Genomic DNA, 17077 nt, shown 5'->3' on the forward strand with positions numbered 1-17077 from the left:
GAACAAGGTCTTCTATAAAGCAGCTTCTAGTACTTTACGGTTCACTTCTGGTGTCATGTCGCCATGCTCACCCAGTGATGTCATACCGTGCAGTTCAAGTTGTGCCAAAATATTCTCGATACTTTCAGCATCTAGCTCAGCATCAGTCAAACGTACAGGCATACCCATAGCTTTAAAGAATGCTTCCGTCTTTTCGATAGCCTGATCAATCACTTCATCTTCAGTGCCATCAACAATATTCCAAACACGTTGTGCATACTGCACTAATTTACCGCGTTTTTGCTCACGCTGTACTTTCATAACAGCAGGCAGAATAATCGCTAGCGTACGTGCATGATCGATACCATACTGACCCGTCAATTCATGACCGATCATGTGAGTACTCCAATCTTGAGGTACACCAGAACCAATCAAACCATTCAATGCCATTGTTGCCGACCACATGATGTTTGAACGAACTTCCAAATCATCCGGGTTTGCCAATACTTTCGGGCCTTCTTCAATCAGGTTCATCAACAAACCTTCAGAAAAGCGGTCTTGTACTTTTGCATTCACAGGGAACGTTAAGTACTGCTCCATTGTATGAACAAACGCATCAACTACACCGTTAGCAACCTGACGCTCAGAAAGGCTTAGCGTTACTTTCGGATCCAGCACTGCGAAAACAGGGCGAACAAACGGTGACATAAATGCCAGCTTCGTCGTATCACGTGTTACAACAGCACCAATGTTACTTTCAGAGCCCGTTGCAGGCAGGGTTAATACACACGATAGTGGCACAGCATCTTTAACTTGTGCTTGTTTCGCTAAAATATCCCAAGGTTCATCACCTTCGAAACGCGCTGCAGCTGCAATGAACTTGGTACCATCAACAACAGAACCACCACCAACAGCAAGAAGGTAAGTAATGCCTTCCGCTTTAACAACATCAACTGCTTTCATTAAGGTATCAAACTGTGGATTTGGCTCGATGCCTGAAAATTCAATCCAGTTATGATCTTTTAATGCAGTACTTACTTGCTCGTAAACACCGTTTGATTTGATCGAACCGCCGCCGTAAGTCACGAGGATTTTTGCATCCGCAGGGATTTCTTTTGCAATCGCTGCGATTTGATCTTCACCAAAGAAAATTTGAGTAGGGTTATGAAACGTGAAATTAAGCATTGCTCATTCCTTTATTAGTCATGAATACAGTATTCATGAGTGTTTTTATAATTTGTGGACATTACAAGTGACCTATTACACCTTAGATTCAGACACTAAGTACAATACATCACTTTAATATGTGGTACTTATTACGTTACACAGCACTATTGAGCCAATAAGCTCAGCAAGGCTTCTGCAACCGCTTCAGATGATGCTGGATTTTGCCCAGTAATTAACATGCCATCTTGAATCGCTAATGAATTCCAATCTTGTGCAGCTTCAAACTGCCCGCCACGGGCTTTTAGTTCATCTTCCAGCAAGAATGGCACTACTTCAGCCAAACCAACAGCCGTTTCTTCTGAGTTTGTAAAGCCTGTCACCGCTTTACCAGAAATAATATATTCGCCATCAGCTGTTTTAGCATTTAATAACACAGCTGGTGCATGGCACACAGCAGAAACAGGCTTGCCTGCTTGCCAGAACGCTTCAATTAACGCAATAGAATCACTGTCGCTTACCAAGTCCCATAATGGTCCGTGACCACCAGGGTAAAAAATTGCATCGTAGTCTTGCTCGTTCACATCGCTAAGCTTACGAGTATTAGCTAACACGGCTTGCGCTTGCTCATCGCGATTAAAACGTACCGTCGCTTCTGTTTGTGATTGCTCAAGTTCACTATTAGGATCGATAGGAGGTTGACCACCCGCAGGTGATGCTAATGTAATATCCGCATTTTCATCTAAGAAGCGGTAATACGGTGCTGCAAACTCTTCAATCCAAAAGCCAGTCTTATGATCCGTATCGCCTAGCTTATCGTGAGATGTTAACACCATTAAAATTTTCATCATCAACCTCGTTATGTCCTATTTAAAGCGTGCTGAGAGTGTATGCCTATTCATTAAATTCGACAATGGAGAGAAATTAAGAATCATTGTTTGAATAATTAGAACAATAAGTAGTCTTTAGGCATACTAGAGCACGATTCCTTGACCATTTTGCTCCTTTAATGGTGCATTAACGATATAGAGAAAAAGAATGGATGTATCTTTTGAGCAACTAAAAAGCATGGTCGTTTTTGCCAAAATTGTCGAACAAGGGAGCTTTTCAGCTGCCGCGCGGCAACTGGGCTTATCTCGTGGGGTCGTCAGCTATCACCTGAAAAAGCTTGAAGATCATATCGGCATGCCGTTATTGAACCGTACCACGCGCAGCATTAGCCTAACCGATGCTGGTCAACGTTACTTTCAGCGGTGTAAACGTATCAGTGAAGAAGCCGCGGCTGCCAACCTACAGATTGAAAACCTGCGTGAAGAGCCAGAAGGTAAACTCACGATTAGCGCCCCAGTTAATATCAGCATGCATACCATTGTACCCGCACTGAATACGTTCAAAACCTTATATCCCAAGATCGAAATAGATCTGAATCTGACCGACGATATCGTTAATATTATTCAAGAAGGGGTCGATTTAGCCATTCGAGGTGCACCACTTGCTGACTCTGGTTTGTACGCAAAAAAACTGATGACCATGAAGAATATATTGTGCGGATCACCCCACTATTTTAACCAACACGGTATACCTCGTACCCCTGCTGAGTTAGCCAATCATGAATGGGTGGTTTATAAGAAGACGTCAAAAATCCAAACACTGACAAAAGGCACGCGCTCATACAATGTCAAAATGCAGGGCAGCATTACCACTAATAGCGCATCGGCAAGAACTGCATTTGTGGTTGGCGGGCACGGCGTTGGACGCTTACCAATCTACGACGCACTACCGTTAATTAAAGCAGGGCAACTTACCCCGATTTTAGAAGACTATGAATTAAGCGACATTACGATTTATGGTGTCTATCCACCTCGCGCCGCTAATTCAAAAAAAATGCAGCTACTGCTGGATTACTTACAAGAACACTTCACTCAGCATGTGTTGTGACAACACGGCGATATTAATCATGTCTGTATTTAGCTTAATACAAAAATAGTCGCCTTTATGTGCGCTTAACATACGCCCGCTCAGGCCGACCCACGGTGCCGTAGCTCAAATCCGCTTCCAACTCACCGCTACTGATCAAGTATTCAAGGTAGCGTCTTGCGGTCGTTCGGCTGGCGCCAATTAGCTGCCCTGATTGTTCCGCAGTTAATTGAGCATGGGATTTAAACAACTCTCGCACTTTATCGAGGGTGACATTATCAATGCCTTTCGGTAATTGAGTCGTAAGCTTATGCTCTTTGGGGCGCATCAACATAGCATCGACATCACTTTGATCAATAGCCCCTAATCCTGCCATGGTCACTCTTGAATCCAAATACTTAGTAATTGACTCTTCTAAACGCGAGAAAACCACTGGCTTTAAAATATAATCGACCACCCCACCTCGCATTGCTTCTTGCAGGGTATCGACATCTCTTGCAGCAGTAATCAATAGCACATCGGTTTCTTGTTTTTCAGCACGCAGTAAACGCAATAAATCTAGCCCACTTCCATCAGGAAGCTGTATATCCAATAAGACAAGATCAGGATTTAAGACTTCAAATAACGTAATGGCTTCTTGATAGCTATGTGCCATTCCCTGTATTTCTATGCCAGCTATCTGACTTAAGCAACGACGATGCAGCTCTGCAATTCCGGCATTGTCTTCAACAATCACAACACGAATCAATGACACTATTCACACTCCCTGCCTGTATTTTGATGATGTATTCCTTTAACGTATTGATGCTGTTTTTGGTAAATAAACCGTCATTCTGGTTCCTACCGACGCCCTATCTTCCATCGTGTATTGCCCGTTATAACGTGACACAATTTGGTTGATCAAATATAAACCAACACCGTGATTATCACCTGCTTTGGTTGAAACACCACGCTGTAATAGATCGTGCTGGCTGATACCTTCGGGCAATCCTATTCCTGAGTCTTCCACTTCAAGAATCAAATCATTGCCATAATCGCTTAAATGTAAATGAATAGACGTATCTGCAAAATGAGAAGCTAAAGTGGCGTCGAACGCATTATCGATCAAATTACCTAAAATCGTCACCAAATCTTCAGGTTTGATATGTTCAGGTAAGGCGGATAAGCAACTTTCTAAATCAATCTCTAACTGTAATCCAAGCTCACGAGCGCGCTCACTTTTACCCAGTAACAAACCTGCAATTAATGGCTCTTCAATCGCACCACGCAAAAACTTGATCAACGCTTCATAATGTTGATTTTCTTGTCCGATTAGTTTAAATACATCGCTATATGCCCCAAGTTGAACCAAGCCCGCTATCGTATTCAGCTTGTTTCGATGCTCGTGGGTTTGTGCTCGTAATAACTCTGCATATTGTGTCACTTGCGACAATTGACGATTTAATTCGGTTATTTCATCTTTTAATCGAAAACTCGATACTGCCCCAATGAGTACACCATTTTGAAATAGTGGCTCACGGTTAGCTATCACCACTCGCCCGTTAAAATACAACTCTATATCATGTTCAGATTGACGCGTTAACAGCAATCGCTCAAGGCTGCTTTCCGGCAAACTTTCACTCAATGGACGATTCAAAGCACGATCTGCATCGACACCTAGCATGCCACACGCACTGCGGTTGATAGACCTTAGAATACCTTGATTATCAATACTCAAGACGCCTTCGCGCAAGGTGCTCATGGTGGCATCTTTCTCTGCATATAATCGCCCTATTTCTTCAGGCTCAAAACCCAGTAACGTGCGCTGAAAACGCTTTGCCAATAAGTTCGCCAATAAACCATTAGCGCCAACCACCACAATGGCCATCGCCAATAAAAAGGTTAAAAATGGCAATAATTTATCGTGAATACCAGTCAGTAAATACCCAACCGATACGACCCCTATGATTTCACCACGACTGTCGAATACTGCCGTTTTACCTCGAACAGAATGACCCATCGAGCCTTTGGCATAAGAAATATAAGACTTCCCTTCTGTTAGGGCACGAATATTATCGCCCCCACGCATTGGCAGCCCCACACGCTCAGCTATCGGGTGTGCAAGTCGAATACCATTATTATCACCAATCACAATAAAGGCAGCACCAATGGCTCGTCGGAATCGTTCGACGCCCTCGGTGAGAATCTGCGGATCTTTTTGCTCTACTGCGGTAATAATTAAGGGTGTTTGGGCTATGTATTCCGCGACGCCAATGGCTTTTTCGCCTAAATCTTGGGATTCCCATTTTTTAATGTAGCTAAACCCTAAAGCCGAAAGAATCAATAATTCAAGCAAGCCCGACATAGTCATAATAATCAGCAATCGTCGCCGAAAATTCAGCTTCTGCCATTGAATCATCTTTCACCTTTAATAACGAACGTAACAATATTGAAACATAGTACTCGTTATTCATTTCAAAGACTTTTAGCAAGCTCCCGTATTCAGCCTTTTAACAATGTTATCAGTGCCAACAAATAAACAACATTTATCACGGAATATTTTTGTTTATCCGTGATAAAATTATGGTATAAACACAGCGCAATCGATTGCGCGAGCTGTAAAGTCAATTAAATGCAGAATATTAATACACCAATATCTTCCCTGCTGTCACCACTAGAAGGAAATGCGCCCTTATGAAAAGCGACATTCAAATTTGCCGCAACACCGCACTCACTCCTATTGACCAAATCGCCCAAAGGGCGGGTATTGAACCTCAAGATTTAACCCCGCAAGGTACGTTAAAAGCGAAAGTAAAGCCGTCTATCCTAAAGCGCTTAGCGGATAAACCTGAAGGTAAATTGGTATTAGTAACAGCGATTACACCCACACCACTCGGTGAAGGTAAAACCGTTACGACGATCGGCCTTTCACAAGGTTTAGCAAAGATAAATAAACGGGTTATCGCCTGTATTCGCCAGCCATCAATGGGCCCAGTCTTCGGCGTAAAAGGCGGTGCAGCAGGCGGTGGTTACAGCCAAGTAGCACCAATGGAAAAGTTGAATTTACACCTCACTGGTGACATTCACGCGGTTACCGCAGCCCATAATCTTGCAGCTGCTGCTATTGATGCCCGCTTGTATCATGAAGAACGCCATGGCTACGAAGCATTTAGCGAGAAAACAGGCTTACCTGCATTACGTATTGATATAAAAAATATCGTATGGAAACGTGTAATGGACCACAATGATCGTGCACTACGCATGATCACTGTCGGTCAAAATGAAGCAGGCAAAACCATCAATGGTCTTGAACGTGACGATGGTTTTGATATTTCTGCCGCTTCTGAAATCATGGCAATCCTTGCTCTTTCAAAAGATCTCGCTGACATGCGTCAACGTATTGGTCGTGTTGTTTTAGCTTACAATCTCAACGGCAATCCAATTACAGCTGAAGATTTGCAAGTCGCGGGCGCAATGACCGTTACCATGTGTGAAGCAATTGAACCAACACTCATGCAAACGCTGGAAGGTGTGCCAACACTTATTCATGCGGGACCTTTTGCCAATATTGCCCATGGTAATTCTTCGATTATTGCCGATCGTATCGCCTTAAAGCTGAGTGAATTTACAGTTACAGAAGGTGGGTTTGGCTCTGATATGGGCTTTGAAAAAGCCTGTAATATTAAAGCGCAGCAAGCCGAACGAGGGCCAGATTGCGCCGTGGTCGTCGCAACATTGCGAGGCTTAAAAGCTAACTCGGGATTATATGATTTGCGCCCAGGGCAAGCACTACCCGATGCGATTTTTTCGCCGGATAAAAAAGCCTTAATAGCAGGTTTTGATAACTTAAAATGGCATATCCGCAATGCTGCTCAATATGGTTTGCCGGTTGTGGTGGCAATCAACCGCTTCCCACAAGATACCGATGTAGAGCTTGATCTGCTAAAAACCATGGTTGCAGACACAAATTTCAGTAGCTATGTCGATGTCGCTATAAGCGAAGCCTTTGGTAAAGGCGGTGAAGGAGCCACAGAATTAGCACAGGCGGTTGTTAAAGCGTGTGAAACACCAGCCAACTTCAAGCCATTATATAGCTTGTCGCAACCTCTTGAAGAAAAGCTAATGGCTGTTGCAGAAGCCGGCTATGGCGCACGTAGCATCGAACTCTCTGCTTGTGCGAAAGAGCAGCTCGCGACACTAAAGAAGCAAGGCCATGATAACCTCGCGGTATGCCTTGCCAAAACACCACTCTCTATTACTACCGATCCGAGTATTAAAGGTGCCCCCACTGATTTTGTAGTGCCAGTACGAGAACTAAGGTTATGTGCCGGTGCAGGCTTTGTGTATGCACTGTGCGGCAATGTAATGACGATGCCCGGTTTACCTGAAAAGCCAGCCTACATGAATCTTGATATCGACACTAACGGTAATATTGTAGGTTTAAGCTAAAAAAATTGGAGTGAATTGCATTCACGTCAGCCCTTAAGGGTATTTATTAATAATCTCGTGCCTTGAATACTAGTTATCACTAGTCAGACACGAGATTTTTTTAACTTGACCAAATAAGCAACAAAGCACCTATCAAAAATGTTGCACATGAATATCATTAAAGCTGATAAGTGCTTTTAGTGTCTAGCAAATGATTCGCTACAACATTTACATTTCAAATAAAATCATGATAAACAACAATATAAGATCACATTGATAGAGTGATATTTACATTTCTAGTTTTCTATCTTTAATCATACGGATCGCTTCACGGCGAATACAGTCACGTAACGGATTTTCAATCGAATCTGCACGCCAAATAAAAGACAAGGTTCGCTTCATATTCAGTTCTGGAACATTCAAGGCCACCAACTCGCCGCGTTCTATATGTTTAACCACATCAAGAAAAGGTAAACAACTTAAATAACAGCCATTAGTCACTAAGGTTCTTAGCACAGAGATCTGTTCATATTCCCGCCAAACATTTAAATCTTCAATAACGCCGTGTAATGCACTTTCAAAACTCTGCCTTGTACCTGCGCCTTGCTCTCGAAGTACCCATTGTGCCTGCTCTAACTGTGCAAAGCTGACTTTATCTAACTTGGCATAAGGGTGGTATTTAGAGGCAATAATCACAAGGTGGTCGTGACACCAGACTTCTTGTTCAACACGGCTATCATCACAACGCCCTTCAATAATACCCAGCTCACATTCAAAATTTCTTACGTGATCAACCACTTTTTGAGCATTTTTCACCCTCAGCTTGATACGTAGCTCTGGAAAATCCTTATCAATATTACTGATAAGCTCTGGTAGCAAGTGTTCTGCGGCAGTTTGACTGGCTGAAAGGCTGATTTCACCACTCACAATATGTTGATCATAAAAACCTTGTTCAATCTGTTGGGCATCAAATAAGAGCTGTTTTGCCCTTGGTCTTAACCACGCTCCCCAGTACGTTAATGTCATTTGCTTGCCTTGTCGCTCAAACAAAGGTCGCCCTAACATCTTTTCTAGCTGTAATAACGCCATACTAGCTGCTGACTGGGTTAGTGCTAGATTATCTGCCGCCTTACTCACACTACGAGAGCTCGCAACCTCTTCAAATACAGCCAATTGTTTGAGTGAATACCGCACTTAATTAAAACTCCTACTATCAAACGTCGATGACATTTTGCCATTTTACAATATCAACTTTAATGATGATGGTTAAGAAAACTATCAATTTTACTTAACACCCCTCCTCACCTTAATCTGATTACCAGTTACCCCAATCAAGAAGAGGAGAAAATGATGCAACACCATGTACTTACCAGATTCGACCTAAGTGTTGGTCTATCGATAAGAGGTTATTAAGATGAGTTCAGCAACAGCACCGACGAATAATAACTTCACACCAAAAGAAATGATGAAGCAGGCTGAAAAGTACGCCGTTGGTAAAGCATCTAAACCAACACGTACAACGATTGCCCTAGCAATTACAGCGGGGGTTTTCATCGGTCTTGCTTTTGTTTTTTATATTACCGTTACCACAGGCAATGGCGGCGTAAGTTGGGGGCTTAACCGTTTTTATGGCGGTTTAGCTTTTAGTCTCGGGCTTATTCTTGTTGTTATCTGTGGCGGTGAGCTATTTACCAGTACGGTGCTGTCTTCCATTGCTCGTGCAAATAACCATATCTCATCCGGTCGTATGCTGGGAACGTGGGCAAAAGTGTATTTTGGTAACTTCCTTGGTGCCATGCTGCTGCTGTTGTTGGTTTCGATGGCAAGTCTTTATCAGCTCGATGGTGGGCAGTGGGGATTAAACGCACTGAATATTGCTCAGCATAAACTGCATCACCAACCGCTTGAAGCGTTCTCATTAGGTGTTCTTTGTAACCTATTGGTTTGTCTTGCTATTTGGATGACATTTTGTACTGAAAACATGATGACAAAAATGGTCATTATGATTTTACCTGTCGCCATGTTTGTCAGCACAGGCTTTGAGCACAGCGTTGCTAACATGTTTATGGTGCCACTTGGTATCACTATCCAGAATTTTGCACCTGAATCATTCTGGCTAAATCTCGGTGTACTACCTGAACAATATAGCGATCTAACCATCCAGAACTTCATCTTTGCCAATTTAATTCCTGTGACGTTGGGCAACATTGTAGGCGGTGGCGTTCTTGTCGGGCTGAGCTATTGGGCAATCTTTAGTTCACCAAAAGAGCAGCACGCATCAGCAACAATTATCACACCAGACTTCTCGAACACACACACTCTGAATATGGAACATACTATGTTAAACGAAAAACAATTTGTTAATGACCACATGCGCCCAGCAACAATCACTCTTTTACCAGGTATGCCTGTTGCACAAGCCCTTGATATTCTAATGAATGAAGATCTAACAGGTGCACCAGTAATGACAACAGACCAACGACTAGTCGGTTTCTTCTCAATCCATGATGCGCTTGTTGATCTATGGTGCAACGACTACATGCCTGATGCTGAATCTAAAGTTCAAGATCTGATGAAGCATGAAATTCAAACGGTAAGTCCAGATAATTCAATTCTTGAAATCGCAGAATACATGAGCATTGATAAAAACATTCTTTATCCTGTATCTGATGGCGGTATCGCGACACGCTTTACATCGCTTTCTTTAAATGAGCGAGCACGTGCAATGGTCATTAATCGCCCTCACAGCTTCCCTGTCGTCAAAGATGAGCAACTGGTTGGCATTATTACTCGTAAAGAAATTGTCAGCGCACTTCGCCCTGTATACGGCAACATTGTATCGGTTACTGACGTAGCCAATACACAGCCTAAAGCGGTATCTGAGATCGCGTAATATCTCTGTTACCTGCTGGCTCTGCTAGCAGGTAACATTTCATATCAATGTAATTGATACAATGCATAGCACTGCTTCTAATTACGATATACACCTTCTATCACCACACAACCTGTGCAATAGAAAATCCGTTATTTCCGTTCCCTATCATGCATGTATTCACGTTCCGAAAATGTTCTTACCCATTTTGGCTGATAAATGATCAATAACGTCATGACCATTCCATTCAAAAATGCTTCGGGAAATGCCATAAGAGGCATCAGAATAAGGTAGTTATCAACAATATATTGCCACGATACATTCCCTTCCCAATAAATCCACCCACTGGTCAGCAACAAATGAAAGCACATCGTTAATGCGCCATTAATAAAAGCAGCAACGAAAATATAAATAAATATGTGGTGAGTTAAAAAACGGTAGCTAAGAAGAAAAATGCCGGAACTAAACAAAATGGGCAAGATAACCCCCACCAGTGCCGCAACCCCAATATTGCCTCCGGTAATACTTCCAAGCACAGCCATTAATATCAAAGATGATGAACCGATAAATGCAGCTATACGCCAACCATGTATGAGCATTAAGGCTGTTAGTCCTAAAAAATGTACCTGTAGATCCGCATGGATACCTGCACGTAAAAACCATAGCAGCAACAAAATCACCACGGTTGCAAAAACCAGATGTTGATAGTGCTTGTCGTGTTTAAACTTAGGCCAAAACTCATAGGGGATATTGCGTAAAAGTATCCCACATCCAACAAGGTAGCCTCCCCACTGTATCACTGTCATTTCATATCCATGCTTTTGTTGCGCCTAAATAGAGTTACAAATAGACTAGCCATACCCATACGATTAATAGGCTTAAATATTCAAACATATAAGCTTCACATCCTTACTGTATAAGCTTTCATCAGGTAATTTTTATTAACAAAAAAACGACTGCAACTTGTCGTTAGATCAAGTTTTTTTAAACATAACCTGCTAATCTCACTACCAGATTATAAGAGAATTTTTAAGGCCTACCTCCATGGATATGACAAACGCTCAACGTTTAATTCTTTCAAACCAGTATTACCTAATGTCTCAGCTAACACCTGAAAATGAAGCGAAATACCGCCGCCTACAAACTATTGTAGAACGCGGATACGGCTTGCAGATGCGTGAATTAGATAAAGATTTTGGCTGCCTTCCTGAAGAAGCATGTCGTAGCATTATCGATTACATGGAAATGCACCACGCATTACAAGAGTCGTACAAAATGTTAGATGATGCGAGCCAATCACAAGTGGAACCTCGTCGCCTTCAATTCCTAGGCTTTGACGCTGGAACTGAATCACAACAAGTGCACTACGTTCGCTTCTTAACAGAAGAAGAAGGCTTATACCCTCAATTTGATAAGTCTGAACATCAGTTCAACAGTCAGGTGCCGATGCAAGATAAGTATCAACGCATGCTACAAACATGGCGAAACTGCCCGCGTCAATATCACTTATCAAGCAGTGAAATCACGCAAATTTTAAGTGCATAATTGGTGCTATTATAATCAATTGACTTGCTTATAGAACTTACATTTAAAACCGGAGGACTCCTCCGGTTTTGTCATTTCTGTGTGGGAGTATTTGGGGTAATTAAACGCATCAATAAGCGCAAGGTGAGTTACTTTTGACACACATGCAAAATATGAAAATTTAAAAGCGCTAGCGACTTAAAACATTAATGAACACAGCCACTATTTGGCTATAATCACAATAAATAACCCTGTATATAAGAACATAAATAAAAGAAATTATTATTGCACTTATGATTCGATTGCTATTACTACTGCTTATTCTGTCGCCAACTTGTTTTGCCACCCCGACGAATCATTTAATTATATTAACCACTTTCTCTGAAGCATCAATAACCCCTGTTACGAATAAATTCCAACAACTATATCCTGATTCAACAATCAAAATATTGCACCGTCGAGCTGATTCAGGGGTACGACTACTAAGCAAAAATGATCATGACATTGATCTTGTTATTTCATCGTCGCCTGCTCTTTTTCTTCCGTTGGTCAAAAAAGGCACACTAAAACCATTACCAACGACAATAAATCAAACCCTACAACAACAAACCGATTTAAAAACACACTCTGATGATATCGCAATTTTTGGGTACTCAGCCTACGGCCTAATGTGGAATAACAATTACTTAACTAAACATAACCTCGAACAACCAAAAGACTTTAAAAGTCTAATCGAGCCGCAATATTTCCGTCATTTAATAATGAGTAGCCCTGCCCGTTCAAGTACTATGCACCTCATGGTTGAAAATATACTGCAACAACATGGGTGGAAAGGTGGCTGGAAAATGCTACTACAAATGGGAGGGAATCTGGCGTCTATTTCAGCACGCAGTTTTGGCGTTAGTGATGCTATTTCACGAGGATTGGTCGGTATTGGCCCCGTTATAGATAGTTTTGCTTTTGAAAATAAACAGCGTTTCCCATTTATTGGTTTTACTTATCAAATCGATAGCCCTCTCATGCCCAGCTACATTGCAGCAGTAAAAAATCTACATCAAGCGAACCATACGAGCCATTTTATTGATTTTTTATTATCAGACAACATGCAAAAAAAATTGCCTGAAAGTTCATTGTATAAATACCCTCTAAACAGTGAGATCACTCAATCATTTACATCACAATCATTCGATTTCAAATTAATGCAGCATCGCGATGTCATGATTAAACACTTATTTGAACAAGCAATTGCCCATCAACTGACTTTACTCAATCAAGCATGGCAACTGATTAATGAAGCCGCTAAATGCTCATCACATTTTACCAATGAACAACAGCGTCAATATGACCTTGCGATAAGCTTAGCTTCTACACCACCAGTAACAGAGGCGCAGTCACACAGTGATATATATACCCATTTATCACTATCTCGAAATGATATAGTCACCACAAGGCAACTAAATGCTTGGCGACGAATTATGCGCAGCCAGCTTGAGCAATCAATTGTAATCTCGCAAAAAATCATTCTTGAACACGAAGGTCATAAATAGTGTTTAGCAAGAAAACAATTGGTTACCGACTCACATCCGCTATTGCCTTTATGGGGTTTCTTACCATTAGTGTGGGGCTCATTGCCGTTATTAATTGGGAAACATTAGACGATAAAATTGAAACTATCGTGAATAGAAACATGCCAACATTACGTGCAAGTTACCAACTTGAACGCAATACCGCGAGTTTGCAGGCAGCCCTCAACCTGTTAAGTCACAATACCGACCCTATTTTGCATCGTAACCTTAAGCAAAACATTTTCACTAAACTGGAATTAATCACTGCCGCAATAACCGAAACCGCCAGCCTAGGCGACTACCCTGCAATAAAAGCAGAACATGCCATTTTAGCCAGCGATATTACTGCTTATACTGTCTTATTAGATCAACGCAATAGACATTTACTGTCGTTAACGACCACGGTGAATAGCATTAAATGGCTACACCAAGATTTGATTGATGAGCTTACCCCACTACGTCAAGAGGTCGAGTGGCAACTAACACGTCTATTACCAAATGTGATCAATACTCATTCGATCACTGAAATCATGACCGAATTTTCATTAATCCAATCAATCACAGTTAAAGAAAATGAACTGCACCAATTAGTGCAAGAAATTTTATTGCAGCGACATGAACGTGACATTAGTAATGCCTTCTACTTTATTGGTTATAAAATCAAAGAAGTCAGTAATATGAGTAAAACACTCAGCCATTACCCTTCGACGGTATCTTACCGACAACTGCTCAGCGAATTAATTGTTTTAGTCCAACCTAAAGGCGTGCTGGAAAAACAATTACGAGAAGATGTATTGCTCTCCAATACCATCAATGAATATGCTGAACGTATTCAGAACCGACTACGTGATCAAGAAGAATTAATTCAAACAATGGCAGAACAAGCAACAACCTCATTGAAACAACTCAATGATGAAACTCGCCACTCCATTACTGTCAGTAATTTCATACTCTTTGGGGTCGTCTCCTTAGCGATCTTCTTATCTATCGTGATCTCAATCTACTTAGTGAATCGCGGTATTGTTAAACGCCTTAACCTTCTCAGTAAAGCACTTTACGACGTTGCCAATGGTAATCTTAATACTGAAATTAACGTGGCAGGAAATGACGAAATTGGAAAGTTGGGTAATAATTTGCAGTATTTTTGTCAGCAAATGCAAGAAATGCAGCAAAGTAACGCCTTGAATCTAATTAATAATACTCAGGCGAGTATCATCACCTGTGATTTAAATGGTGTAGTCGAATCGGTCAATACCAGTGCATTAAAACTATTTAATTACGATACATCTTCTAAGACAAATACAATCTGGAATTTGTTTAATATTAATATGCAGCAACGGTTGAAATCTTTATTTGTCGATAGCAGTCCGCTATTAGTCAAAGGGGCGTGCAATCTTACTCTCAAACACAACACTAAAGATGACTGTGTATATTTACGACTCGATTTTCGTCTGTTCACCCAAGGTAATAGCGATAAAGTTATTATCACGATGACGGATATTACAGAACAAGAAAATGCTGCTCGTTGGTTAGAAAATATGGTTCGTGAGAAAACGTTATCATTGACCAACCGTAACCACCAATTAAAGCTGGAGGTTGAAGATAGGAAGCGGGTTGAAAATGATTTACTTGCCGCTCAAGATGATCTTATTCAAGCAACAAAAATGGCCGTTGTCGGGCAAACAATGACCTCACTTGCGCATGAATTAAATCAACCATTATCCGCAATTTCAACGTATGTCTTCACCGCAAAAATGGCAGTCAACAAAGAAAATTATACCCGATTACCCGCCAGTTTAGATAAAATAGACAACCTAACTGCTCGAATGGGACGTATTATTGCGAGTCTGCGCAGTTTCTCACGTAAGCAATCTGCGAATAATCCTCTGGTGTCTGTCAATATTCGAGAATCAATTAACCAATCAATGTTAATTGTTGAGAGTCGGGCGAAAACACAAAAAACCATCATCACGAATACCATTAATCAAGATCTATTCGCGAATGCTGATCAAGTGCAATTTGAGCAAGTACTCGTCAATTTACTGGTTAATAGTTGTGATGCGGTCGCAGGGCAAGAACAGCGCGAAATTTCTGTCTTTAGCTTATTAAATAACAACCCATTATTACGTATTGCAGTCAGTGATACAGGTAATGGTTTTGACGCTGAAATTATAAAAAAACTATTTATTCCCTTCACAACAACAAAGGATGTTGGGCTTGGTCTAGGCCTGAGTATCTGTCGTTCAATTATGAACCGTTTAGGAGGGGATATTTTCCTAGCTTCAACCATTGAAGGAGGGGCTATGGTCGTATTGGAGTTAAATAATCATGATCATAAATAATGATGTACAAGTGCTGATCGTTGACGATGACAAAGATGTTGTTGAAGCCTATCAGGATTTACTTGAAATCTCTGGCTACAAAGCACAAGCAACCACCGACCCAACTCAAGTTCTAGCTATGATAGCTAAAAATTGGTCAGGGGTGATTGTATCTGACATGTACATGCCAGGTTTAGATGGTATGGAATTACTGGCTAAGATTAAAGACTTTGATAATGAGTTACCAGTCATCCTCATTACGGGTCATGGTGATATTCCAATGGCTGTCGATGCGGTAAAGAAAGGTGCAGTCGATTTTCTCCAGAAGCCATTACAACCGACTGAGCTACTAACATTGCTTGAGGTACTGCTACCTAAACGTAAGCAAGTGATCGAACAACGCCAAAGTTTGAATAATACCGTGTCTGAAGTGTTAATCGGTGATAGCCCACTAATAGTCAAACTGCGCGACCAAGTCGCTAACATTGCCTTGACGAACAAGGATGTATTAATTGATGGTGAAGGCGGTACAGGTCGACGTACCGTATCAAAACTACTGCATCACAGTCGCCAGCTAAGCGTCGGCCCTTACATTGAGATTGATGGTAGCGAAATTACGTGTACACCCGATCTTCAGCGCACAATGATTTCAGTACGAAGTGGCAGCTTATGTTTAACCAATCCACATAAAATGCCCATGGAAGTGCAGCAATGGCTATGCCGCTTTTTACTTGAGCAAGATCGGCAAGGAAAAAAAGAAGTACGAGTATTAGCGATCATTGATGGCGATGCCGAAAAGATCGTTGAAAGTGAAGAAATGTTACCCGAACTTTTTTATTTTCTAAGCCAAATACGCTTTGTAGTACCCACACTTCGACAACGCACAAGCGATATCACCCCAATTTTTAAACATTACCTGAGGTGTAGCTGTAAGAAGTTAAACAAAGCTGTGCCCTCTGTCGACAAAGCGTACATCAATACACTCAATCGACATCAATGGTCAGGCAACATACATGAACTAAAAAGTGTTGCAGAGTTATATGCTATTGGGATAGTAAAATTGACAGGGCAAGAGCGTTCTAAGCCGCTAGAACAAATGAGTAGCCCACTTGATGAATTAGTTGATGGCTATGAAAAACAAGTCATTGAAGATGCGCTATACCTTTTCACTGGGCGTATCAATGAAGTCTCATCTTACTTACAAATACCACGAAAAAAACTGTATTTAAGAATGAAAAAACACGGTTTAGATAAAGCAGAATTCAAGGTGAGACCCACCAGCGAATTTTAACGCCTAAAGACAGAGTTATACTAACCTAGACAAGTGC

General features: G+C 41.4%; 13 protein-coding genes. 7 read left to right on the top strand and 6 right to left on the bottom strand.

Features of this window, described 5'->3' with window-relative positions; translation table 11 throughout:
- Window positions 1-12: 12 nt before the first annotated feature.
- Both C9J48_RS24530 and C9J48_RS24535 read right to left on the bottom strand, forming a co-directional pair.
- Window positions 13-1164 carry an iron-containing alcohol dehydrogenase gene (locus C9J48_RS24530; RefSeq protein ID WP_006232827.1) on the bottom strand — a complete coding sequence of 384 codons (1152 nt, stop codon included), beginning with the start codon at window positions 1162-1164 and terminating at the stop codon, window positions 13-15.
- 146 nt (window positions 1165-1310) lie between these two features.
- On the bottom strand, window positions 1311-1991 hold the full coding sequence (locus C9J48_RS24535) for a type 1 glutamine amidotransferase domain-containing protein (protein WP_006232826.1): 681 nt from the start codon (window positions 1989-1991) through the stop codon (window positions 1311-1313).
- A gap of 190 nt (window positions 1992-2181) precedes the next feature.
- On the opposite strand from C9J48_RS24535, the gene C9J48_RS24540 reads away from it, so the two are divergent.
- Window positions 2182-3081 carry a LysR family transcriptional regulator gene (locus tag C9J48_RS24540; RefSeq protein WP_006232825.1) on the top strand — a complete coding sequence of 300 codons (900 nt, stop codon included), beginning with the start codon at window positions 2182-2184 and terminating at the stop codon, window positions 3079-3081.
- A gap of 55 nt (window positions 3082-3136) precedes the next feature.
- Here the strand turns inward: C9J48_RS24540 and C9J48_RS24545 are convergent, their stop codons facing one another.
- Both C9J48_RS24545 and C9J48_RS24550 read right to left on the bottom strand, forming a co-directional pair.
- The gene (locus tag C9J48_RS24545) at window positions 3137-3817 is read right to left on the bottom strand and encodes a response regulator (protein WP_181320836.1); all 681 of its coding nucleotides are present in this window, start codon (window positions 3815-3817) and stop codon (window positions 3137-3139) included.
- A 36-nt stretch (window positions 3818-3853) separates the two neighbouring features.
- The gene (locus tag C9J48_RS24550) at window positions 3854-5455 is read right to left on the bottom strand and encodes an ATP-binding protein (protein ID WP_036804100.1); all 1602 of its coding nucleotides are present in this window, start codon (window positions 5453-5455) and stop codon (window positions 3854-3856) included.
- 278 nt (window positions 5456-5733) lie between these two features.
- Between C9J48_RS24550 and C9J48_RS24555 the strand changes: the two genes are divergently transcribed.
- Window positions 5734-7488 (top strand): formate--tetrahydrofolate ligase, encoded by a 1755-nt coding sequence (locus tag C9J48_RS24555; RefSeq protein ID WP_006232821.1) that lies wholly within the window; start codon window positions 5734-5736, stop codon window positions 7486-7488.
- A gap of 267 nt (window positions 7489-7755) precedes the next feature.
- Here C9J48_RS24555 and C9J48_RS24560 read toward each other — a convergent pair whose 3' ends face one another.
- Window positions 7756-8661, bottom strand: coding sequence for a LysR substrate-binding domain-containing protein (locus C9J48_RS24560; protein ID WP_006232820.1), 906 nt, complete (start codon window positions 8659-8661; stop codon window positions 7756-7758).
- A gap of 220 nt (window positions 8662-8881) precedes the next feature.
- On the opposite strand from C9J48_RS24560, the gene focA reads away from it, so the two are divergent.
- The gene (gene focA, locus C9J48_RS24565) at window positions 8882-10360 is read left to right on the top strand and encodes a formate transporter FocA (protein ID WP_006232819.1); all 1479 of its coding nucleotides are present in this window, start codon (window positions 8882-8884) and stop codon (window positions 10358-10360) included.
- 131 nt (window positions 10361-10491) lie between these two features.
- Here the strand turns inward: focA and C9J48_RS24570 are convergent, their stop codons facing one another.
- Complete coding sequence (locus C9J48_RS24570; RefSeq protein WP_006232818.1) at window positions 10492-11145, bottom strand: energy-coupling factor ABC transporter permease; 654 nt, start codon at window positions 11143-11145, stop codon at window positions 10492-10494.
- 238 nt (window positions 11146-11383) lie between these two features.
- Here C9J48_RS24570 and C9J48_RS24575 point away from each other — a divergent pair, with 238 nt between their 5' ends.
- The 4 genes from C9J48_RS24575 to C9J48_RS24590 all read left to right on the top strand — a co-directional run bounded on the left by C9J48_RS24575 (window position 11384) and on the right by C9J48_RS24590 (window position 17040).
- A complete protein-coding gene (locus tag C9J48_RS24575) occupies window positions 11384-11884 on the top strand; it encodes a YfbU family protein (RefSeq protein ID WP_006232817.1) in 501 nt (166 codons plus the stop codon).
- Window positions 11885-12156: 272 nt separating this feature from the next.
- A complete protein-coding gene (locus tag C9J48_RS24580; protein ID WP_006232816.1) occupies window positions 12157-13410 on the top strand; it encodes an ABC transporter substrate-binding protein in 1254 nt (417 codons plus the stop codon).
- A complete protein-coding gene (locus C9J48_RS24585) occupies window positions 13410-15770 on the top strand; it encodes a sensor histidine kinase (protein WP_006232815.1) in 2361 nt (786 codons plus the stop codon). The genes C9J48_RS24580 and C9J48_RS24585 overlap by 1 nt, the downstream gene beginning before the upstream one ends.
- Window positions 15757-17040 (top strand): sigma-54-dependent transcriptional regulator, encoded by a 1284-nt coding sequence (locus tag C9J48_RS24590; RefSeq protein ID WP_006232814.1) that lies wholly within the window; start codon window positions 15757-15759, stop codon window positions 17038-17040. The genes C9J48_RS24585 and C9J48_RS24590 overlap by 14 nt, the downstream gene beginning before the upstream one ends.
- The last annotated feature ends 37 nt before the right edge of the window (window positions 17041-17077 follow it).

This window comes from Photobacterium profundum, assembly GCF_003026285.1.
Taxonomy (GTDB): Bacteria; Pseudomonadota; Gammaproteobacteria; order Enterobacterales; family Vibrionaceae; genus Photobacterium; species Photobacterium profundum.